This is a genomic window from Amycolatopsis sp. NPDC051102, assembly GCF_040682815.1.
In the GTDB taxonomy this organism is placed as follows: Bacteria; Actinomycetota; Actinomycetes; order Mycobacteriales; family Pseudonocardiaceae; genus Amycolatopsis.
The window spans coordinates 341,794-365,675 of record NZ_JBFBBT010000005.1 but is presented as its reverse complement, the minus strand read 5'-3'; the positions used below and the strand labels follow the sequence as shown (position 1 = coordinate 365,675).

5 protein-coding genes are annotated in these 23,882 nt (G+C 74.0%); 2 read left to right on the top strand and 3 right to left on the bottom strand.

The window, feature by feature from the left end; translation table 11 throughout:
• Positions 1–12: 12 nt before the first annotated feature.
• Positions 13–17,712, bottom strand: coding sequence for a non-ribosomal peptide synthase/polyketide synthase (locus tag AB0M93_RS18875; RefSeq protein WP_364275065.1), 17,700 nt, complete (start codon positions 17,710–17,712; stop codon positions 13–15).
• 900 nt (positions 17,713–18,612) lie between these two features.
• Between AB0M93_RS18875 and AB0M93_RS18870 the strand changes: the two genes are divergently transcribed.
• Together AB0M93_RS18870 and AB0M93_RS18865 are read left to right on the top strand one after the other, a co-directional pair.
• Positions 18,613–20,016 carry an alpha/beta hydrolase gene (locus AB0M93_RS18870; RefSeq protein WP_364275063.1) on the top strand — a complete coding sequence of 468 codons (1,404 nt, stop codon included), beginning with the start codon at positions 18,613–18,615 and terminating at the stop codon, positions 20,014–20,016.
• 243 nt (positions 20,017–20,259) lie between these two features.
• Positions 20,260–21,885 (top strand): CotH kinase family protein, encoded by a 1,626-nt coding sequence (locus AB0M93_RS18865; RefSeq protein WP_364275061.1) that lies wholly within the window; start codon positions 20,260–20,262, stop codon positions 21,883–21,885.
• Here the strand turns inward: AB0M93_RS18865 and AB0M93_RS18860 are convergent, their stop codons facing one another.
• Positions 21,886–22,752 carry a DUF3616 domain-containing protein gene (locus tag AB0M93_RS18860; RefSeq protein WP_364275059.1) on the bottom strand — a complete coding sequence of 289 codons (867 nt, stop codon included), beginning with the start codon at positions 22,750–22,752 and terminating at the stop codon, positions 21,886–21,888.
• A 236-nt stretch (positions 22,753–22,988) separates the two neighbouring features.
• Complete coding sequence (locus AB0M93_RS18855; protein WP_364275057.1) at positions 22,989–23,846, bottom strand: helix-turn-helix domain-containing protein; 858 nt, start codon at positions 23,844–23,846, stop codon at positions 22,989–22,991.
• Positions 23,847–23,882 lie beyond the last annotated feature (36 nt).

The window sequence follows — 23,882 nt, the reverse complement described above, 5'->3', positions numbered from 1 at the left end:
GAGGGTTTTCGGTCAGTTCTCGTGGCCGGCGGCGAGCCGCTCGAGGTCCTGGAGGACCCGTTCTTCGACCAGTTCGGCCAGCGCCAGCACGGTGCCGGCGGTGAGCACGTCCTTGGGGGTGAGTTCGACGTCGAAGGCGGACTTCGTCATCGAGGTGATCCGCAGGCTGCGCAGCGAATCGCCGCCGAGGGCGTAGAAGTTGTCCTCGACGCCGACCCGGTCGAGGCCGAGCGCCTCGGCCCAGATCGCGGCGAGCACCTCTTCGGTCTCGGTTTCCGGAGCCGCGTACCCGGCGCTCTCCACCGGCGCTTCCGGCGCGGGGAGCGCCCGCCGGTCGAGCTTTCCGTTGGCGGTCAGCGGAAGCGCGTCGAGCCGGACGAACGCGGCGGGCACGAAGTGGGCCGGCAGGGTCGCGGCGACGTGCTCCCGCAGCCCGGTCCCGGTGCCCGGATCGGCCACCACGTAGGCGATCAGCCGCTGGTCGGCGGCGACGACGGCGGCGTCGCGGACGTCCGGGTGCTTGCGCAGGACCGCCACGATTTCGCCGGGCTCGATGCGGAAGCCGCGGATCTTGACCTGGTCGTCCGCGCGGCCGAGGAACTCCAGCGTGCCGCCGGCCCGCCACCGCACCAGGTCGCCGGTGCGGTACATCCGCTCCCCCGGCGCCCCGAACGGATCGGCGAGGAACCGGGTGGCGGTCAGCCCCGGCCGGTCGAGGTACCCGCGGGCGAGACCGGCGCCGGAGACGTACAGCTCCCCCGCGACACCGATCGGCACCGGCCGCAGGCCTGCGTCGAGAACGCGGACGCGGGTGTTGCGGATCGGGCGGCCGATCGGCGGGGTGACGCCGGGTTCCAGCGGGTCGCTCCAGGTCGCCACGACGGTGGTTTCGGTGGGCCCGTAGGCGTTGATCATCCGGCGGCCCGGCGCCCAGCGGGCGACCAGGTCGGCCGGGCACGCCTCGCCGCCGACCACCAGCGTGCGGAACGCGGGCAGTTCGACGTCCGGCACGCTCGCCATCGCGACCGGCGGGATCAGCGCATGGGTGACGCCTTCGTCGCGCAGCACGGCGGCCAGGTGCTCGCCGAGCAGCGGCCCGGGCGGCGGCACGACCAGCGCGGCTCCCGCCGGGAGCGACATGCACAGCTCCAGCACCGAAGCGTCGAAGCTGGGCGAGGAGAACTGCAGCACGCGGTCGCCGGGCCGGACGTCGAAGTGGGCGATCTCGGCGCTCGCGAAGCTCGCCAGGCCGGCGTGGGTGACGACGACGCCCTTCGGGGTGCCGGTCGAGCCCGAGGTGTAGATGACGTACGCGGGTGCGTTCAGCGGCACCCGCCGGCCGAGCGGATCGGCCGGGCCACGGGCCTCCGAGCCGTCGAGGACGAGCACGTTGCCCACCGGCAACGGCGTGCCCGGCTGGGTCACCACGACGACCGGGTTCGCGTCGGCGAGCATGAACGCGATCCGCTCGGCGGGGTAGTCCGGGTCGACCGGCAGGTAGGCGGCGCCGGTCTTCAGCACGGCCAGCTGCGCGACGACGATCTCCACCGAGCGCCCCAAGGCGAGCGCGACGATCCGCTCCGGCCCCGCCCCGCGGGCGGCCAGCAGCCGGGCCAGCCGGTCGGCGCGGGTGTCGAGTTCGGCGAAGGTGAGCTGCTCCTCGCGCGAAACGACGGCGACGGCATCGGGCGTGCGGGCCGCTTGGGCTTCGATCAGCTCGGTGAGGGTGACCGGCGGGACCTCGTGGCGGGTGTCGTTGAACGCCACGAGCACCTGGTCGCGTTCGGCGCCGGTCAGGACGTCGAACGCCCGCAGTGGCCGCGCCGGGTCGCCGGCGATCGCGTCGAGCAGGTGCTCGAGCTGCCCGGCCAGCCGCTCGACCGTCGCCTCGTCGAACAGCGCCGGGTCGTAGCCCAGGCCGAGCGACAGGCGCGGGCCGGGGGCGGCCACGACGCTGAGCGGGTAGTTGGTCGTCTCCATCGCCTGTAGGTCGCGCAGCCGCACGCCGTGGCCGGCGACGTCGTCGGCGGTGACCGGGTAGTTCTCGAACACGACGAGGCTGTCGAACAGGTTCCGGCCGCCGCCGACCCCGCTCCACGCCTGCACCGCGGTCAGCGGGACGTGCTCGAACCGGCGCGATTCCGCCTGCGCGGCCTGCAGGTCCCGCAGCCAGCCGGCGACCGGGGCCGCCGGGTCGGCGGTGACCCGCACCGGCAGGGTGTTGATGAAGATGCCGGTGATGTCGTCGACGCCGGCCAGCCCGGCCGGGCGGCCGGACACGGTGGCGCCGAAGCAGACGTCGTCCTCGCCGCTGTGCCGGGCCAGCAGCAGCGCCCAGGCGCCTTGCACCACGGCGTTGAGGGTGAGCCGCTCGCGGCGGGCGAACGCCGCCAGCCGGCCGGTCGCGGCCTCGCCGAGGTCGCGGCTGATCCACGTCGACGAGCTCGATTCGTGGGCCCCCGCCGGGATCCGGTCGTAGGGCAGCGGCGTCGGCTCGGTGAGGTCGCCGAGCTCGCGGCGCCAGTACTCCTCGGCGCCCTCGGCGCTCTGACCGCTCAGCCAGGTGACGTAGTCGGCGAACGGGCGGCGGTGCGGCAGCGCGGGCGCGGTGCCGTCGCGCAGGGCCGCGTACGCGGTGCAGACGTCGGAGAGCACCTGGAAGACGCTCCAGCCGTCCAGCAGGACGTGGTGGAAGGTCCAGACGAGCTGGACCGCGTCGCCCGGCAGCCGGGCCAGGGTGACCCGCAGCAGCGGCGCGGCCGCCAGGTCGAACGGCACACCGCGGTCGCGGGCGAGCAGCTCGCGCAGGGCTTCCTCGCGGTCGCGGTGCCGCCAGTCGAGTTCGGTGACCGGTATCCGTGCTTCGCGGTGGACCACCAGCAGCGGGTCCGGGACGTCCTCCCAGACGACGCTGCCGCGCAGCACCGGCGTCCGGTCGGCCACGTGCTGCCAGGCTTCGCCCAGCAGCCGCGGCTCGGCGACGCCGTCCAGGACGGCGGTGACCTGTTCGAAGTAGACGCCCTGGGCTTCCTGGGACAGCCCGTGGAAGACCATGCCGGCCTGCATCGGGGTCAGCGGGTGCACGTCGGCCACGCCGCGGCCGTCGCCGGCGATGCGGTCGACCTGCCGCTGGTTCAGGCCGGCCAGCGGGAAGTCGCTCGGGGTGCGGCCGCCGGCGCCGGGCCCGGCGCAGTGCGCGACGGCTTCGGCCAGCGCGGCCACCAGGTCGGCGGCCAGCTTCTCCACGGTGGCGGCGGTGTGCGTGTCGCGGTAGTAGGACCAGGTCAGCTCCAGGCAGTCGCGGTCCACCCGGCCGACGACGTCGAGCAGGTGCGCCCGGCCCGTGCCCTCGCCGGCCGCCGAGTCCAGGCTGCCGGCCGCGCCGTCGAGGCGGCCCAGGTAGTTGAAGCCGATCTCCGGCGAGAGCGCGGGCGCGGTGCCGGTGAGGTACCGCAGGGCGCCGTAGCCGACGCCGCGGCGGGGCACCGCGCGCAGCTGTTCCTTCACCGACTTGAGCAGGGCGCCCCAGTCGCCGCCGATCCGCAGCGCGACCGGGTACAGCGAGGTGAACCAGCCGACCGTGCGGGACAGGTCGACGTCGTCGAACAGGTCCTCGCGGCCGTGCCCCTCCAGGTCGACCAGCACGCCGTCGCGGCCGGTCCAGCGGGCCAGCACCCGGCCGAGCGCGGCCAGCAGGACGTCGTTGACCTGGGTCCGGTAGACGCCCGGGACGTCCTGCAGCAGCGCCCGGGTCAGCTCGGCGTCCAGCCGCGTGGTGACCGTGCCGGCACCTTCCCCGGACGCGTCGCCGTCGACCGGCAGGGCCGCGTCGACCGCGAGGGCTTCGCGCCAGTACGGCAGTTCGTCGTCGAACCCGCCCTCCCCGGCGTGCGCGTTGAGGCGGTTGGCCCAGTCGCGGAACGCCGTCGTCTTCGGCGGCAGCGGGCCGCCGCGGTAGGCGGTTTCCAGGTCCTCCAGGAGGATCCGCCACGAGACGCCGTCGACGACGAGGTGGTTGACCGTCAGCCGCAGGGTGGCCGGGTCGAGCAGTTCGGCGCTGAGCAGCGGCCCGCGGGTCACGTCGATGTCCGCGCCGAGGATTTCCGCGGGCTCGGCGGGGGCGTTCTCCTGGCCGCCGCCGGTGAAGCGCATCCGCAGCGCGTCGTGGTGCTCGGCCAGGGTGGCCAGTGCCGCGCGCAGGGACTCGACGTCGAACGGCTCGGCCCGCTCGATCCGCACCGACTGCGTGAACCCGGCCGGGTCCCCGAAGTCCCCGGCGAAGAACCAGTGCTGGATCGGGGTCAGCGCGGCCGGGCCGCTGACCGGCCCCTGTTCGGCGACGGTGACCGCGGCCGAGCCCGCCGCGACGGCCAGCGCGGCCACGGTCTGGTGGGCGAACAGGTCCCGCGGGGTGAGCGCGAGGCCGTGGCGCCGCGCCCGGGAGACGACCTGGATGGACAGGATCGAGTCGCCGCCGAGCTCGAAGAAGTTGTCCTCGACGCCGACGCCCGGCACGCCGAGCACGTCGGCCCAGACCTCGGCGAGCACGCGTTCGGTCTCCGTGCGCGGCGGCACGTACCCCGCCATCGGCTCCGCCGCGGGCTCCGGCAGCGCCCGGCGGTCGACCTTCCCGTTGGCGCTCAGCGGAAGCGCATCGAGCGGCACGAAGGCCGAAGGCACCATGTAGTCGGGCAGGTCACGCTGCAGCCACGCGCGCAGGTCCGGCTTCCCGGTCGTGACGACGTAGGCGACCAGCCGCCGGTCGCGGGGGACGACGACCGCTTCGACGACGTCCGGGTGCGCGGCCAGCGCGGTCTCGATCTCGCCCAGCTCGATCCGGAAGCCGCGGATCTTCACCTGGTCGTCGGCGCGGCCGACGAACTCCAGCACGCCGTCGCCCGTCCAGCGGACGACGTCGCCGGTGCGGTACATCCGCTCCCCCGGCGCACCGAACGGGTTGGCCACGAAGCGTTCGGCGGTGAGGCCGGGCCGGCCGAGGTAGCCGCGGGCCACGCCGGTGCCGGTGATGAACAGCTCGCCCGTGACGCCCGGCGGGACCGGCCGCAGCCCCTCGTCCAGGACGTAGCCGGCCATGTTGTCCAGTGGCCGCCCGATCGGCATCGCGTCCGGCACGGCGGCTTCGGGCGCCAGGAAGTGCCGGCTGGCGAAGGTGGTGGTCTCGGTGGGGCCGTAGCCGTCGACGACGGTCAGCCCCGGGCACGCGTCCCGCACCTGGCGGACGGCGGCGGCGGGCACGACGTCACCGCCGGTCCACACCTCGCCCACCCCGGCCAGGCAGGCCGGGTCTTCCTGCGCCAGCAGGCGGAACAGGCCGGCGGTCAGCCACAGCGCGGTGACGCCCTGCCCGGTGACGAGCGAGCGCAGCACGTCGGCGTCGACGTCCCCCGGCGGCGCGACGACCACGCGGCCGCCGTTCAGCAGCGGCACCCACACCTCGTACGTCGAAGCGTCGAACGCCTGCGGCGAGTGCAGCAGCACGGTCCGGTGCGCCGCGCCCGCGAAGGAGCGGTCCGAAGCCAGGCCGACGATGTCGCGGTGGGTCACCGCGACACCCTTCGGCTTGCCCGTCGACCCGGACGTGTACATCACGTATGCGAGGTTCCCGGCCCGCACCGGGACCTCCGGCGTGCCCTCCGGGCCGGTCTCGTCCACCCCGACGACCGGTCCACTGTGGACGTCCCGATAGGACTCGTCCGCGATCACCACGGAGACCCCGGCTTCGGCCAGGACCAGGCGCATCCGGCTCGCCGGCGCGCGGAGATCGACCGGGACGTACGCGGCACCGGCCTTGAGCACCGCCAGCTCGGCGACGACGAGCTCGGGCGAGCGCTCCAGCAGCAGTCCCACCCGATCTTCGGCGCCGACGCCCAGCTCGATCAGCCGGTTCGCCAGCCCGTCGGCGCGCCGGTCGAGTTCGGCGTAGGTCAGGCCGTCGACCGCCGGCGCGTCCGGGGTCCGGCGGACCTGGTCGGCGAACCGGCTGACCACCGTGGCTTCGGGCACCGGGTGGGCGGTGTCGTTGAACGTGCGCAGGACGAGCTCGCGGTCGGCCTCGGTCAGCAGGTCGAGCTCGCCGACCCGCCGGTCCGGACCGGCGGCGATGCGCTCCAGGGCCAGCGCCAGGTGGGCGGCGAGCCGGTCGATCGTGGCCCGGTCGAACAGGTCCGGGTCGTGGTCGAACGACACGGTCAGCCGCTCGCCCGGCGTGACGACCACGCTGAGCGGGTAGTTGGTCGGCTGCAGGTCGCCTTCCTCGTGCAGGCCGATCCCGTGCGCGGCGACCGCGTCGGCGTCGAACGGGTAGTTCTCGAACACCAGGATGCTGTCGAACAGCGTGCTGCCGCCCGCCCAGCCCTGCAGCTGGGCCAGCGAGACGAAGTCGAACCGGCGGGAGCGGGCCTGAGCCGCCTGCAGGTCCCGCAGCCACGCCGAAACGGTCAGTCCGTCGTGGACGCTCACCGGCGCGGGCAGGGTGTTGATGAACAGCCCGACCATCGATTCGACGCCCGGCAGGTCGGCGGGCCGCCCGGAGACGGTGGTGCCGAAGACGACGTCGGATTCCCCGCTGTGGCGGGAAAGCACGAGACCCCAGGCACCCTGCACGATCGTGTTGAGCGTGAGACCGGCGCGCCGCGCCAGCTCCCGCAGCCCGTCGGCGGGCACCGACACCTGGACCGACGCGGCGGACCGCGCGCGGTGGGCCTCCACCGGACGGCGGTCGTAGGGCAGCGGCGTCGGCGTCCGCAGCCCGGAAAGCTGTTCGCGCCAGTGGGTTTCGGCGGCCGTGGTGTCCTGTTCGCCGAGCCAGCGCAGGTACTCGCGGAACGGCGGGCGGTGCCCCGGCCCGGCGGCGCCCGCGTACCGGGCGCACACCTCGCCGAACACCTGCGCGGCGCTCCAGCCGTCGAGCAGCACGTGGTGGAACGTCCACACGAGCAGCACGTCACCGCCGGGCAGCCGGGCGAACGCCAGCCGCATCAGCGGCGCTGCCGTCAGGTCGAAGCCCTGGGCGCGGTCGGCTTCGAGGAACCGCTCCTGCTCGCGTTCACGCTCGGCGCCGGTCAGGGCCGACCAGTCGAGGTGGACGACCGGGACCCCGGCCGTGCGGTCGACGACCTGGACGGGTTCGTCGAGGCCGTCCCAGACGACACGGCTGCGCAGCACCGGCGTGTCCGCCACGACCCGCTGCCAGGCGCGGGCGAGGCGGGCGGGATCGGCGATCCCGGTCAGCCGCAGCCGGACCTGGTTGAGGTAGGTCCCGGCGGCGCCGTCGACGAGGCTGTGGAAGACCATGCCCGACTGCATCGGCGTGAGCGGGTAGATGTCCTCGACCCCGCGGCCGTCGCCGGCCAGCCGGTCCACTGTGGACTGGTCGAGCCGGGCCAGCGGGAAGTCCGACGGCGTGCGGCCGCCGGCGTCCGGCCGGGTGCAGTGCGCCACGATCCCGGTGAGCGCCTCGAGGAGGGCGTCGGCCAGCCGGCGCACGGTGGCCTCGGTGTGCACGCCCGTGGCGTAGTGCCAGGTCAGCTCCAGCTCGTCGCCGACGACCGCGCCGACGACGTCCAGCTGGTGCGGCCGGGTCTGCTCGGGGTGCGCCGCGCCGCCGAGGCCGCCGCCGTGGTCGAACCGGCCCAGGTAGTTGAAGCTGATCCGCGGGTCGACGTGCGGGGCGGTGCCGGTGAGGTGGCGCAGGGCGCCGTAGCCGATCCCCCGGCGGGGCACCGCGCGCAGCTGCTCCTTCGTCGCCTTGAGGGCCTCGCCCCAGTCCCCGCCGGCGGCGGTCAGCTCGACCGGGAAGATCGAGGTGAACCAGCCGACCGTGCGGGAGAGGTCGATGCCGCCGAACAGGTCCTCCCGGCCGTGGCCTTCAAGGTCGACCAGCACGCGGTCGCGGCCCGTCCAGTCCCGCAGGACCCGGCCGAGCGCGGCCAGCAGGACGTCGTTGACCTGCGTCCGGTACGCCCCCGGCACGTCGTGCAGCACCGCCCGGGTCGCTTCGGCGGGCAGCCGCACGACCACGGACCGGGCCGAGCCGTAGGTGTTCTCGCCGGTCCCGTCGACCGGCAGCGCCGGGTCGGCGTCGATCGCCGCCCAGTGCGCGAGTTCGTCGTCGAAACCGCCGTCGGCCGCGTGGCCGGCCAGGGTGCGGGCCCACTCGCCGAACGCCGTCGTCCGGGCCGGGAGCTCGCCGCCGGCCAGCAGGGTGTCCAGGTCCTCCAGGAGGATCCGCCACGACACGCCGTCGACGACCAGATGGTGCGCTTCGAGCGTCAGCGTCGTGCCGGACAGCTCGGCGCGCAGCAGCGGCCCCTTTTCGAGGTCGATGGTGGCGTCGAGGACGTCGTCTTCGGCGTCGGGGGCGTAGTGCTGGCCGCCGGGGGTGAACCGCAGCCGGAGGGCGTCGTGGTGCCGCTGCAGCTCCCGGAGCGCGCGGCGCAGGAGCGCCTGGTCCGGCGGTTCGGGCAGTTCCACGGAGACGGACTGGACGAACTGCTCCGGGTGCACCGGCCGCGGGTCGAGGTACCAGTGCTGCACCGGCGTCAGCGGCACCTCACCGGTCATCGGCCCGTCGTGCGCCGCGACGGGCGCGGCCGGGGTGGCGGCGAGGGCGAGCGCGGCGACGGTCGGGTGGTCGAACACCTGGCCGGGCATCAGGTCGAGCCCCGCGCGGCGGGCGCGGGAGACGACCTGGATGCTGAGGATCGAGTCGCCGCCGAGCTCGAAGAAGTTGTCGTCGGCGCCGACGCGGTCCACCCGCAGCACCTCGGCCCAGATGCCGGCGAGCAGCCGCTCGGCGTCCGTGGCGGGGGGGCGGTACCCGAGGCCGGAGACGAAGTCGGGGGCGGGCAGCGCCCGGCGGTCGACCTTGCCGTTGTCGTTGAGCGGCAGCGCTTCGAGCGGGACGAACAGCGAGGGCACGAGGTAGTCCGGCAGGGACCGGAGCAGGAACTCCCGCAGGTCCGGCGTCCCGTCCGCGACGACGTAGGCGACCAGCCGCTTGCTCCCGCCGGACTCCGTCGCGACGACGACGGCTTCGGCGACGTCCGGGTGGGCGGTCAGCGCGGTCTCGATCTCGCCGAGTTCGACGCGGAAGCCGCGGATCTTCACCTGGTCGTCGGCGCGGCCGACGAACTCCAGTACCCCGGCGCGGGTCCAGCGGACCAGGTCGCCGGTGCGGTACATCCGGTTCCCCGGCGCGCCGAAGGGGTCGGCGAGGAACCGTTCGGCCGTCAGCGCCGGCTGCCCGAAGTAGCCCCGGGCCAAGCCGGTGCCGGCCAGGTACAGCTCGCCGACGGCGCCCGGCGGCACCGGGCGCAGCCCGTGGTCGAGGACGTAAGTCGCCGTGTCGTCCAGCGGCCGCCCGATCGGCAGCACGTCCGGCACCGGTTCGCCCGGCGGCAGCGGGAACCGGGTGGCGAACGTCGTGGTCTCGGTGGGGCCGTAGACGTCCACCACGGTCAGGCCGGGACAGGCCGCCGCCAGCTGGCGCACCGCGGCCGGGGGCACCACCTCGCCGCCGGTCCACACCTCCCGCACGCCCCGCAGGCAGGCCGGATCCTCCTGCGCCAGTACCCGGAACAACCCCGCCGTCAGGAACGCCGCGGTCACGCCGTGCGCGGCGACGACCCGGCGGAGCACCTCGGCGTCCAGGTCGCCCCGCGGCGCGACGACGACCCGGCCGCCGGTCAGCAACGGCACCCACGTCTCGTACGTCGAGGCGTCGAACGCCTGCGCCGAGTGCATGAGCACGGTCCGGTGGGCGGGGACGGCGAACGCCCGCTCCCGGGTCAGGGCGACGACGGCGCCGTGGCTGACCGCCACGCCCTTGGGCTTTCCCGTCGAACCCGAGGTGTACATGACGTAGGCGAGGTTTTCCGGCCGGAGCACGACGTCCGGCGCGCCGGACGGCTCGTCACCGGCCTGGTCGACGGACACCGACGGTCCACTGTGGACGTCGTGGGCGAGCGCCAGGCCGGCGTCGTCGGTCACCAGCACGTGGACGCCGTCGAGCAGCGCCGTCAGCCGGCTGCGGGGCGCGCGGGCGTCCAGGGGCAGGTACGCGCCGCCGGCCTTGAGCACCGCGAGTTCGGCGACGACGACGTCGGCCGAGCGGCCGAGCAGCAGCCCCACGAGGGCGTCCCGCCGGGCGCCGAGCGCGCGCAGGCGGTGGGCCAGCCGGTTCGCCCGCGCGTCCAGCTCCGCGTAGGTCAAGGTCGTTTCCCCGGTGACGGCGACCGCGTCCGGCGTGCGGCGGACCTGTTCGGCGAACAGCGCCGGCACGGTCGCGCCCGGGTGGTCCTGCGCGGTGTCGTTCCACCGCTCCACGACGTCGTGGCGCTCGGCTTCGGTGAGCATGCGCAGCCGGGCGAGCGGCTCGTGCGGCCGCGTCGCCAGCTCGGTGAGCAGGGTTTCCAGGTGCCCGGCGAACCCGGCGACCGTCTCGGCGTCGAAGAGCTCGGGGTCGTAGCCGAACAGGAACTCCAGGCGCTCCTCGCCGGGGTAGGCGACGACGCTGAGCGGGTAGTTGGTCGCCTCCACGCCCCGCAGCTCGCGCAGCCCGAGCTCCGCGGTGACCGGGTAGTTCTCGAACACCAGCAAGGTGTCGAACTCCCCGCCCCACGCCTGCAGCCGCGCCAGGGAAAGGTGGTCGTACCGCCGCGCTTCGGCCTGGGCGTCCTGGAGGCCGCGCAACCAGCCCGCGGCCTCGGCGCGCTCGTCGACGTCGGCGACGACCGGCAGCGTGGTGATGAACATGCCGGTGATCTCGTCGGCCCCGGACAGTTCGGCGGGCCGTCCGGACACTGTGGTGCCGAAGCAGACCTCCGCCCGCCCGGTGTGGCGGGCCAGCAGCACCGCCCAGGCACCCTGGACGAGCGTGTTGAGGGTCAGCCCCTGGCGTTGCGCGGCGGCGCGCAGCGGCCCGGCGGGCAGGGCGATCCGCAGCGCGGCCGTCGACTCGGCCGGGTGCCCGTCGGCGGCGCGGTCCGTGCGCAGCCGGACCGGCTCCGGCCGCCCGGACAGCTGCTCCCGCCAGTACCGCTCCGCCGCCGGGGTGTCCTGCGCGGCCAGCCACCGGACGTGGTCGGCGAACGGGCGGCGGGCCGGCAGCGGGCGCCCGCCGTGCGCGGCCGAGACGTCCGAGAGCACCTGGAAGAGGCTCCAGCCGTCGAGCAGCAGGTGGTGGAACGTCCAGACCACGCGCACCTCGGTCGCCGACACCTTGGCGAGCAGCAGCCGCATCAGCGGGACGGTGCCGAGGTCCAGCCCGGCGGCGCGGTCGGCGGCCAGCACGGTTTCCAGGTCTTCGGGCGCGGTGGTCCAGTCGCGGTACTCGACCGGCAGGGCGACCTGCCGGTGCACGACCTGCACGGGCTCGTCGACGCCGTCCCAGACCACCTGGCTGCGCAGGACCGGCGTCCGGTCCACCACCCGCTGCCACGCGCGGCCGAGCGCCGCGGGGTCGGGGACGTCGCCCAGCACGAACGTCACCTGCTGGAGGTAGGCGTGGCGGCCGCCGCCGGTGAGGCGGTGGAAGAGCATGCCGGCCTGGGCCGGGGTCAGCGGGTAGATGTCCTCGACGTCGCGGCCGTCGCCGGCCAGCCGGTCCACTGTGGATTGGTCGAGGCCGGCCAGCGGGAAGTCCGACGGCGTGCGGCCGCCGGCGCCCGGTTCCGCGCAGTGCCCGACGATCCCGGCCAGCCCGTGGACGAGGTCGTCGGCGACCGTGCGGATGGTGGCTTCGGCGTGGAGCTGGTCCGAGTAGAACCAGGTGATCTCCAGGCAGCCGCCGGTGACCCTGGCGACGACGTCGACGGCGTGCGCGCGGACGTCCGCGGGGTGCTGGGACAGCTCGAGTTCCCGTTCGAGGCCCCGGTAGAGCTCACCCTCGACCTCGAAGCGGCCGAGGTAGTTGAAGCTGAGCCGGGGCCGCACCGCCGGGGCGGTACCGGCGAGGTGGCGCAGCACGCCGTAGGACAGGCCGCGGGCCGGGATCGCGCGCAGCTGTTCCTTGACGGACTTCAGCAGGGTGGCGACGCCGCTCTCGGGCACGTCGAGCGCGACCGGGAACATCGACGTGAACCAGCCGACCGTGCGGGACAGGTCGACGTCGTCGAACAGGTCCTCGCGGCCGTGGCCTTCCAGGTCTACCAGGACGCGATCGGTGCCGGTCCAGCGGCGCAGCGCCCCGCCGAGGGCGGCCAGCAGGACGTCGTTGACCTGGGTCCGGTAGACGCCCGGGACGTCCTGCAGCAGCGCCCGGGTCAGCTCGGCGTCCAGCCGCGTGGTGACCGTGCGGGTGCTCGCCACCGTGCCGTCGCCGCCGGTGTCGTCGAGCGGGATCTGGGCGCCGTCGACCGCCTGCCAGTACGAGAGGTCCGCGGCGAAGTCGTGCCCGGCGAGCCGGGCGGCCCACTCCTGGAAGGACGTCGTCCGGGTGCCGAGGGCGCGCCCGTGGTAGGCGTGGCCGATGTCCTCCAGGAGGATCCGCCACGAGACGCCGTCGACCACGAGGTGGTGCACGGCCAGGCGCAGCGTCGTGCCGTCGAGTTCGGCGCTGACCAGCGGGCCGTGCTCGATGTCGATCTTCGCGCCGAAGACGTCGGTCTCGCCGGGTCCGGCGTGCTCCTGCGTCCAGCCTCCGGCCGTCTTGCGGAAGCGCAGCCGGAGGGCGTCGTGGTGGGCGACGACCGCGTTCACCGCTGCCCGCAGCCGGTCTCCGTCGACGTCTTCGGCGAGCCGGACGCCCAGCTGCTGGACGAAGTGGTCCGGGTCGGCCGGATCGGTGTCGAGGAACCAGTGCTGGATCGGGGTGACGATCACCTCGCCGGTCGCCGCGGGCCGCTCGGCCACGGGCGCGGCCACCCCGGCCGCCGCCGCGAGCGCGGCGATCGTCTGGTGCCGGAAGACGTCCTTGGTGGTGATCCGCAGGCCGGCCTTCGCCGCCTCGGACACCAGCCGGATGCTCAGGATCGAGTCGCCGCCGAGCTCGAAGAAGTTGTCCTCGACGCCGACCTCGGGCAGGCCGAGTGCGTCGGCCCAGATGGCCGCGAGCAGCCGTTCGGTCTCGGTCCGCGGCGCGACGCGGGTGGTGCCGCCCGTCCAGTCCGGCGCGGGCAGGGCACGGCGGTCGAGCTTGCCGCTGGGGTTCAGCGGCAGCCGCTCGAGGGGCACGAACGCCGACGGCACGAGGTGGGCGGGCAGCGAAGCGCCGAGGAACTCCCGCAGGTCCGCGGGGGCCTGCGGGACCACGTAGGCGACCAGCCGCTGGTGCCCGCCGTCGGTGCGCGCGACGACCACCGCTTCGGTGACGTCCGGGTGCTTCCGCAGCGCGGCCTCGACTTCGCCGGGCTCGATCCGGAAGCCGCGGATCTTGACCTGGTCGTCGGCGCGGCCGAGGTACTCCAGCTCGCCGCGGGCGGTCCAGCGCACGACGTCGCCGGTGCGGTACATCCGCGTCCCCGGCTCGCCGAAGGGATCGGCGACGAACCGGCCGGCGGTCAGGCCCGGCCGGCCGAGGTAGCCGCGGGCCACCCCGGCGCCGCCGAGGTGTAGTTCGCCGGGCACGCCGACGGGCACGGGCCGCATGCCGCGGTCGAGGACGTAGGCGCGGATGCCGGCGATCGGGCGGCCGATCGGCGGGGTGCGGTCGGTGTCGTGGTACCACGCGGTCGCGTACACAGTGGACTCGGTGGGCCCGTAGATGTTGGCGATCCGGCTGCCGGGCAACGCTTTCCGGATGTCGTGCAGCGCGTGCAGCGTCAGCGCTTCACCGGCCAGGACCACAGTGGACGGACGCACCGACACCGCGCCCTGCGCCAGCAGCTGCGCGAACGCCGACGGCACGCCGCTGACGAGGCCGACCGGCCGGCCGGTGTCCTCGCCTTCGCCGAGGGCCAGCACGTCCCGGACGATCTCGACGGTGGCGCCGGTCATCAGCGGCGCGAAGATCTCGAACACCGAGACGTCGAAGTTCAGCGACGTCGAAGCGACCACTGTGGACCCGGGCCGGAAGACGTCCCGGAAGTCGGTTTCCGCCCAGGCCATCAGGTTCGCGGCGCTGCGGTGGGCGACCACGACCCCCTTGGGCCGGCCGGTCGAGCCGGACGTGTGGATCACGTAGGCCGGGTGGTCCGGGTTCGTGGCGCGGCCGAGGGGCGCGGCGGAGACGCCGTCGAGCAGGGCCGGGTCGTCGAACGCGAGAGCGGGCACCGAGCCGGGGCCCCGGCCGTCCGCGGTGAGCAGCAGGGCCGGGGCGGCGTCGTCGAGGATCAGTTCCTTGCGGTCGGCCGGGTAGGCCGGGTCGACCGGGAGGTAGGCGGCGCCGGACTTCAGCACGCCGAGCAGCGCCACCAGGATCCGTTCGGTGCGCGGCAGCGAGACGGCGACGAACCGCTCGGGCGCGGCTCCGCGGTCGAGCAGCACCCGGGCCAGCCGGTTGGCCTGCTCGTCCAGTTCGGCGTAGGTGAGCGAGCGGTCCTCGCAGACGACCGCGACCGCGTCCGGCGTGCGGGCCGCCTGCGCCTCGAACAGCTGAGCCAGTGTGGCGGCCGGTGCGTCGAGCACCGGGCCGCGGGAGAGCTCGTGCAGGTGGGCCAGCTCGGGGCCGGCCATGATCGGCAGTTCGGCGACCGGCCGGCGCGGATCGGCGACCACGGCTTCGGCCAGCGCCCGCAGGTGCCCGGCGAAGCGGTCGACCGTTGCGGCGTCGAAGAGCGCGGTGTCGTACTCGACGGCGAAGCCGCGGCCCTGCGGCTGGAACTCCAGCACCAGGTCGAACCGGGCCCGGGGGCGGGGCAGATCGTGCTCGCCCAGGCGGAGGGCGCCCGCCTCCCGGGGCCGGACCAGGTCCTGCTGCAGCACCAGCAGTACCTGCACCAGCGGAGTCCGGCTCGGGTCACGGGCCGGCCGCAGGTCGTCGACGACCTGGTCGAAGGGCACTTCACCGGCGGCGAAGGCCGCCAGCGTCGTTTCCTTGACCCGGCCGAGGAAGGTGTCGAACGGCTCCGCCGGGTCGAGCGCGGACCGCAGGACGAGGGTGTTGACGAAGAAGCCGGCGAGCCGTTCGAGCTGGTCGTGGTCGCGGCCGGACACCGCGGTGCCGACGGCGACGTCGTCCTGCCCGGTGTAGCGGGCCAGCAGCACCTGGACGAGCGCGGTCAGCGTGGTGAACAGCGTCGCGCCGGTGTCGTGGCCCAGCTCGGCGAGCTGCCCGGCGAGCCCGGCGGGCAGCTCGTACCGGCGGATCGCGCCCTCGGTGGCCCGCACGGGCGGGCGGGGCCGGTCGGTGGGCAGGTCCAGGGGTTCGAGCCCGGCGAGCTGTTTGCGCCAGTACCCCAGCTGCCGGTCGCGCAGCGGGCCGGCCAGCCGGTCGTGGTGCCAGCGGGAGTAGTCGCGGTAGCCGATCTCGAGCGGGGCGAGCTCCTCCCCCGCGTAGAGCGCGGCCAGCTCGTCGACGAGCAGGCCGACCGACCAGCCGTCGGTGATGATGTGGTGCTGGCACAGCAGGAGCAGGTGCTCTTCGGGCCCACACCGCAGCAGCAGGGCGCGGGTGAGCGGCCCGGTGACCAGGTCGAACGGGCGGTCCAGCTCGGCCGCCAGCTGCGCGTCGAGGTCCGCCTCGGCGGCGGCCTCCCGCAGCGGGATCGTCCCCTCGCCGGCGATGACCTGGACGCCTTCGCCGTCGACCGTGCGGAACGTCGTGCGCAGTGATTCGTGCCGCGCGGCCAGTGCGTCGAGAGCGGCGCGCAGGGCGTCGCGGTCCAGCGGGCCGGAGAGCGTGAGGCCGACGCCGGCGTTGTACTCCGTGCTGCCGGGGTTCTGCTGGTCGAGCACCCAGAGGCGGCGCTGCACCGGCGACAACGGCACCACGGCGTCGTGGGCGGTGGCCTCGATCCGGGCGGCGGCCGGGGCGTCGCCGTCCGGCAGCAGCTCGGCGAGTTTCGCGATCGTGCGGGCGTCGAACACCACCCGCGGGGACAGGTCGGCGCCGAACCGGGCGCGGATCCGGGCGAGCGCGCGGGCGCCGAGGATCGAGTCACCGCCGAGCTCGAAGAAGTCGGCGTCGACGCCGACGTCCGGCACGCCCAGCACGTCGGCCCAGATCTCGGCGAGGGCCCGCTCGGCCGGGGTCCGCGGCGCGGTGTGGGCGGCACGGACCTGGGCCTGCCAGTCGGGTTCGGGCAGCGCGTCGCGGTCGAGCTTGCCGTGGTGGGTCAGCGGCATCGCCTCGAGCACGACGAAGGCGGCGGGGACCATGTACGGCGGCAGCCGGTCGGCCGCGGCGGCGCGCAGCTGCGCCGGATCGGCGTCCCCGGCGACGTAGGCGACCAGGCGTTTCACCCCGGGCTGGTCCTCGCGGGCGACGACGACCGCCTCCCGCACGTCCGCGCGGCCCAGCAGCAGCGCTTCGATCTCGCCGGGCTCGATCCGGAACCCGCGGATCTTCACCTGGTGGTCCGCGCGGCCGACGAACTCCAGCTCGCCCGCCTCGGTGCGGCGGACGACGTCGCCGGTCCGGTACATCCGGGCGCCGGGGCCGCCGAACGGGTCGGCCACGAACCGGCTCGCGGTCAGCCCGGGCCGGTCGAGGTAGCCCCGGGCCAGCTTCGGACCGGCGAGGTAGAGCTCGCCGGTGGCGGCCGGGCGCAGCGCCTCGTCGAGGACGTAGGCGGTGGCCTCCGGCAGCGGCCGTCCGATCGGGGGCGTGCCGCCGGGGACGAGCGGGTCGCTCCAGGTCGCCACCACGGTGAACTCGGTGGGGCCGTAGGAGTTGATCATCCGGCGGCCGGGCGCCCAGGTCCGGACCAGTTCGGGCGGGCACGCGTCCCCGCCGACGATCACCGTCCGGAAATCCGGCAGCGCGGCGGCGTGCTCCGCCGGCAGGGTGGCCAGCGCGACCGGCGGGATCAGCGCGTGGGTCACGCCCTCGTCCCGCAGCACGGCGGCCAGGTGGTCACCCAGCAGCGGGCCGGGCGGCGGCACGACCAGCGCCGCACCCGTGGGGAGCGCCATGCACAGCTCGAGGATCGAGGCGTCGAAGCTCGGTGAGGAGAACTCCAGGACCCGGTCACCGGGCCGTACGTCGTACCGCTCCCGCATCGCGGCGGCGAAGCCGGCCAGGCCGCGGTGGGTGACGAGCACGCCCTTGGGCACGCCGGTCGAACCGGACGTGTAGATGAGGTAGGCCGGGTGGTCGACGTGCAGCGGGCGCGTCCGGTCGGCATCGGCGGGGTCGTCGCCGGGCAGGCCGTCGAGCAGCCCGGGTTCGCCGAGGTCCAGGACGGGAACCGGGCCGGCGACGGCGGTGGTCTCGGCCGTGCGCGTCACGACGAGGACCGGCCGCGCGTCGGCCAGCATGAACGCGATCCGCTCGGCGGGCTGGCCGGGGTCGACCGGCAGGAAGGCCGCGCCGGCCTTGGCCGCCGCCAGCTGCGCCACGACGAGGTCGGCCGAGCGCGGCAGGACGAGCGCGACGACCCCTTCCGGGCCGCAGCCGCGGGAGATCAGCAGCCGTGCCAGCCGGTTCGCCCGTGCGTTCACCGCCGCGTAGCTCATCGTCCCGTCGGCGCCGGTCAGGGCCGGTGCGCCGGGGGTGCGGGCGGCTTGCGCCTCGAACAGCCCGGCGAGGGTGCGCACGGGCACCGATCTGTCGTCGTCGACGGCAGGAACCGAGGCGTCGTATCGCGGCATTGCGGAAACCTTTCGAGCACGGGGTGACGTCAGCGCAGGGCCGTCCAGGCGCTGGGAGAGCACACGCAGATCGGGCCTGCGACCAGGTGATTCACGAAATGCGATGGAGCTGGGGGCCGGTTCCTGGCTTCGGCCCCCCTGGGCCGGCGGCGCCGGGATCCGGTTCTTTTTGCCACTCGTTCAACAAATCCGTCCGGCGTGCCACCCGCCGGGCGAACCCGCTGGAACGAGCGCAAGACACAGTGATCCTTTCCACCCGGACAGCCGCGGCGAGCTCCGGAAACAGTTCCGAAATCGACGGTCACCCCCGCGGTGCATTCGGCACCAGCGACCGCCGAACGCACGCGACAACCGGCGTTCTTCGTGCAACAGGTCGGTCACCCGGCCGTCAAGTGCCCCCAAGACCAGCCGGATTGGCATCACGCTACCTAGAGAACGCGTTGCTCGTACCGCCGAACGGAGCATTGGCAAAAATGTCCAAAAATCGCGTCTGTTAACCCGGACAGCGAGTAGTTCGACGTCGGTTTTTGTTCACTCTTCTGCCGGAAAATGTTACCTCGATTGGGAGGTTTGAGTTTGCGGCAGTGCGCCTACCTGCACCGATCCGACGTCGCTCGGGTGACCGCGGGAGCCGAGCGGGCGGATACACTCGCAGAAGCAAGTATCGAAAACCGTGGTCCACGTTACGGGACGTCACCCGATTGGCGGGTAACGCCGGGATCGGTGAAATGATCGATCCGAGACGGCGCTCGCCGCAGATCTTCACGCTCTCCGTCAAGCGGACAAACTTCACGCCGTAATGGTGTCCTCGCCGATTGTCGCGATCGGCGCGGACGCCCGGCGCCTTGCGGCCCGGGCCCGGGGAGCCCTACGGTCGGCGAGTCGACACGGGGAGGCGGCATGCGGATCTTCGGAGCTGTTCTGGGGAGCTTGTTCCTCCTCACCGGCGGCACGCCCGCCGTGGCCGGCCCCGGCTGGTCGCCGTCGCCGATCGCCTGGACCACCTGTCCCGACGATCCGGACAGTCCCGACGCACCCGACGGCGAGTGCGGCACCCTGCAGGTGCCCCTGGACTGGGCGCGGCCGTGGGGCCCGTCGATCACCCTCGCGGTGGCCCGGCACCGGGCCACCGACCCCGCACACCGGCTCGGCGTGCTGCTGGCCGACGCCGGCGGCCCCGGTTCGTCGGGGGCGGAGTTCGCGCTGTCGCCGTCCTTCTTCAGCCCGGAGGTCCGGGCCCGGTTCGACGTCGTCGGCTTCGACCTGCGCGGCACCGGCCGCAGCGCATTCATCCGGTGCGACAGCACGACCGCCCCGCCGGACGACGAGCCGGCCGGCCGCGCGCAGTTCGACGCGCTGCGCAGCTACAGCGATGAAGCGGTCTCCGCGTGCCGGGCGCGCAACCTGCCCGTCTTCGACCACGCCGACACCGCCGTCAACGCCCAGGACATGGACGCGGTCCGCCGCGCACTCGGCGAAGCCCGGATCAGCTTCCACGGCATCTCCTACGGCACGCTGCTCGGCCAGCAGTACGCCGAACTGCACGGCGACCGGGTGCGGGCGATGGTGCTCGACAGCTCCATCGACCACAGCGCCGGCCTCGAGCGCTTCCTCGGCGACCGCGCCGCCGCCGCGGACGAGCTGCTCCGCCAGTTCGCCGCCTGGTGCGACCGGACGACGACCTGCGCGCTGCACGGCCGGGACGTCCTGGCGGTCTGGCCGCAGGCCCTCGCGGTGGCCGACGGGCTGCCGGCGCCGCACAACTGGCTGCGCGACCGGGTGTTCGAGGACATGTACGGGCCGGACTGGGAAGACGCGGCCCAGGCCATCGCCGACACCCTCGCCGGGCGGCCGCCGATGACCGCGCAGTTCGAGTACAACTACGCCTCGATCCGCCTCGCCGTCGTCTGCCAGGACTTCGACCTCCGGATCCGGAACTTCGCGCAGTACACGGCGTTGCACGCCGAAGAGCTGCGCCGCGGACCGCTCATGCGCGGCAGCATGCTGAGCCACGACGAGGCGATGGCGTGCCTGGGCGTCCACGGCCCGCCGTCGAACCCGCCCCACCGGCTGAGCATCCCGCGGGCGCCGCGGATCCTGCTGCTGAACGCCCGATACGACCCCGCGACGCCGTACGCCTGGGCCCTGACCATCCACCACCAGGCACCGGCGAACACGACCCTGCTGACGTACGAGGGCTCGGGCCACGGCGTCTACCCGCGCACGGCCTGCACCCGCTCGGCCGTGGACCGCTACCTGCTGACGCTGGAACCGCCGCGATCCGACGCGAGCTGCCCGGCTTGACGTACTACCGGTACTCGGGTGTCCCCCGCGCACGGCCTCGGCCAGCCCGGTGCCGTCCCGGTCTTCGACGGGCCTGGAGGGCCGCAGGTAGATGTGCGTCGAACGACCGGCTGTGTCCTTTGTGTACCATCGCCTGCTCCCCGGGCCGGGTCGTCGTCCAGTCCCGGCACCGCCACAGCCGCTCCGGGATTTCGACGCAATTCCGTCGCCGGGAACAGGCGAATTCCGCCGTACACTGACGAGATGAGCAGCCAGGAGCAGCACGCCCTCGACGCACTCTACGACGTCGACAACGTGCTGACGATCGAAATCACGCTGCCGCCGGCGGACTGGGACGCGGTGCGTACCGAGCAGCCCGCCGGTGGGGTGTGCAACTTCGACTGGGCCGCCGGAAGCCGTTACACCTGGCGGAAGGCGACGACGGTGACGATCTCCGGGACGAAGTTCCCGGCGCGGACGTCGTTCGCCGACGCCGGGATCAAGAAGAAGTCCTTCTGCGGCTCGATCGACAGCGACAAACCCTGCCTGCACATCGACTTCGGCAAGTTCCTCGACGCGAACAAGGCGCCGGTCGCGCAGCTGATCGGCTCGCGGTACCTGACGCTCAACAACTCCGTCCAGGACCTCTCCTATACGCGGCAGCTGCTCGGTTACAAACTGTTCGAGCTCGCCGGGCTGCCCCATTCCCGGGCGAACTACGCGCGGGTGCTCGTGAACGGCACGCCGATCGGGCAGGGCGTCGCCCGCGTCGACAGCCCCGGCGTCTTCGTGAACGTCGAACCGGTCATGCCGCGCTACATCGAGCGCAACTTCGGCAACGTCAAGGGGAATCTGTACGAGATCGAACACCAGGACGACTTCGTCGACGGGCGATTCCCGTTCATCGGCGTGGAACCGCTGTCGCAGTTCGACGACAAGGCCGACCTGCGGTTCGCCATCGACCACATCGCCGCGCACGGCGTGGCCGGTGCGGCCGAAGTCTTCGACCTCGACCAGTTCACCCGGCTCTACGCGATGGAGTTCTTCCTCAAGCACTGGGACGGCTACTCGCGGAACACCAACAACACCTACGTGTACAACGACGTGGTCGCCGTCGCCCAGCCGGGTGTCGGCGACATCGACTTCAAGCTCATCCCGTGGGGCCTCGACCAGACCCTCCAGCCCGCCCGGCACTTCCGGCTCGACACGGCCGGGCTGCTCGCCAAGCTGGTGCGCGACGACCCCGGCCGGCGCGCGCAGGTGCTCGACCGGATCCGCGAATACCGCGAGACCGTGTTCGGCTTCCGGACCCAGCAGGACGTGCTCAAGCCGCTGCTCGACCGGATGGCGACGGTGCTGACCGGGCTCGGCGTGCCCGGCGTCCCGGTACAGCTCACCGCCGTGCGCAAGCAGCTGCGGCTGGCCACGTCCGCCGGCTACCTCTGCGGCGGCCTGCCGGGCACCGAAGGCGCCTACGTCCGCGAGGACGTCACCAACGAGTGCATGCACGCCGGCGGCACCGAAGCCGTGGCGGACGGTTTCGAGGTCACCCACCGGCTCCGGCCGGCGAACGTCGACGACGCGGATCTGTGGTGCTTCGCCACCTCGGGCGGCGGGCAGTCGGTGCGCGGCAAGGCGTCCGGCCGGTTCCTGCACGCGACCACGACGACCTCGGCCCAGGGCCACCGGCTGCTCGCCACGCAGGCCGCGGAAGACGCCTTCGCGGTCCGCCCGGCCGATCCGGCCGACGACCAGTTCACCTCCAGCGGCTACTTCACGCTGGAGAACGTCGGCACCGGCCTGAGCGCGGCGTTCGGCACGGACCCGACGCCGGCCGGGAAACCGCGCGTGTACCAGGATCCCGGCCCCTCGAAGCTGTACTTCTCCTGATCAGAGCACGGCGTACCCGCCGGCGTCGTCGACGACGAGGATCCGCTGCTCGCCGCCGGCCGTGAAGACCGTGACGCCTTCCGGCTTCGCGGTCCGGTGGAACGCGACGTCGAGCAGCTCGACCCGGCCGCGGCCGGGGTCCCAGCTGCCGAGCCGGAACGGCGCGTCCCCGGTCCCGGCCGACCGGCCGAGCAGCACCAGCAGGTCCCCGTCCGGGCCGGTGTCGGACAGGTCGCGGATCCCCCAGGTCACGCCCGGCTCCGGCAGGCGCACCGGAACGACTTCGGGGGCCCCGAGCACCGCGGTCGTCCACCGCGCCGCCCCGACGTCGGCCGGGATCCGGACGACCGCGGCTTCGCCGGGCGCGGCCGGCCCCCGCAGCCCGAACAGCAGGGTGCCGGCGTCCCAGGTGAGGCCCTCGACGTTCAGGCCGCCGGCATCCGGCTCCAGCCGTCCCGCCTCGGCGAGCGCCGGCAGGCGGTCGAGCAGCCAGTCACGGAAGCCGTCCATCGGTTCGGCGGGCAGGTCGCCGTCGCGCCGGTACCGGACGCGCACGAGGCCGTCGCTGACCCGGTGCCCGTCGGCGACGCACAGCGAAGAGGCGACGATCAGCAAGGTTTCCCCGCCCAGGTCGATCCGCGTGAGCCCTTCGGGGTCGCGCAGGTCGCCCTTGCCCGGGCCGGCCAGCCGCCGCCGGTGGATCCGCTCCACCGTGACGACGCGGGCGTCGAAGGCCAGCTCGAACAGGGCGGTGGGGTCCTTGTTGTCGACGAAGACGAAGTGCCGCGCCCCGACCCGGACCACGCCGGAGGCGTTGAACGGCACAGTGCCGTTCTTCTCGGGGAAGGGAATCGGCCGGACCTTCACGACGGCCCCGGCCGGGAGTGTCCGGGGCGGGCCGGGACGCCGGTCGTCAACGCGCCCGGCTCGGACGGTCGTGCAGCAGCCATCGCACCTCCCCGGGACGACACCGATGCGCCGGCACCGGCGCATCGGCCCCGGCGTCCGGCACCCGCTGAGTCGCGGGCTCCGGCCGCCCTGTTACGCGCGGCCGGAGTCACCCGGCGCGCCGTCCACTGCTGGTCCGGGGCCCGAAACCGGCGTCAGGACCTCCGCACGCGCTCGCGGAAGGCGGCCGGCGTGGTCCCGGTGCGGTGCTGGAAGTACTTCGAGAAGTTGGACGCGTCGTCGAAGCCGAGGTCGGCGGCGATCCGGGCGACCGGGTCGCGGTCGTGGGCCAGCCGGCGCCGGGCCTCCAGCACGATGCGTTCGTCGATGAGCTGCTTGGCGCTCAGGCCGGTGTTCTCGCGGGCCAGCCGGTTGAGGGTGCGCGCCGAGTAGCCCAGCCGGGCGGCGTAGGCGGCGACCTGGTGGCGCTCGTGGAAGTGCTGCTCCAGCTCCTCGCGGAACCACACGAACGCCTGGTGCGTGGGCGGCCGCCGGCCGCTGCCCTCCGGGACGGCCAGCACGAGCAGCAGCAGCGCCGCGGCCAGGGCGCGGGCCAGCGCGGCGTCCCGGAGGTTCGCGCCCGGGGCCGCGGCGGTGGCGAACGCGGCGGTCAGCGCGGCCGCCGCGGGCGTGCCCGCGACCGTCCCGCCGGCCCAGTGGTTGGGGGTGGCCACGCCCGCGGAGCGGACGAGCTCCCAGGTGGCGCTGTCGATCGCGGACGGCGTGAAGAGCAGCACCGGTCCTTCGACGGCCTCGACGTCGCCCCACTGCTGCACCTGACCGGCCCGCACCCAGAGCAGGTCGCCGGGCCCGAGCGGGTGGCCGGTGAAGTCGACGGTGTGCACGGCGTGGCCCGACTCGACGGTGATCAGCAGGTCGAACCCGAGGCGCTGCGGGGCGACGAACTCCTGCGGGCCGCCGCGGGCCCGCATCCGCGCCAGCGACGTGAGCTCGATCTCGCCGGTCACCCCGGGCGGCGGCGCGTACCGGACGGGCCGGATGCTCTGTCCCATTTTCACCACGATACGTCACGTCAGTACCGTGAAAAG

What these genes read in the sequence shown, in the direction of transcription:
- AB0M93_RS18855 (WP_364275057.1), bottom strand. Translation starts at nt 23,846, where the DNA reads ATGGGACAGAGCATCCGGCCCGTCCGGTACGCGCCGCCGCCCGGGGTG.
- AB0M93_RS18870 (WP_364275063.1), top strand. Translation starts at nt 18,613, where the DNA reads ATGCGGATCTTCGGAGCTGTTCTGGGGAGCTTGTTCCTCCTCACCGGC.
- AB0M93_RS18875 (WP_364275065.1), bottom strand. Translation starts at nt 17,712, where the DNA reads ATGCCGCGATACGACGCCTCGGTTCCTGCCGTCGACGACGACAGATCG.
- AB0M93_RS18865 (WP_364275061.1), top strand. Translation starts at nt 20,260, where the DNA reads ATGAGCAGCCAGGAGCAGCACGCCCTCGACGCACTCTACGACGTCGAC.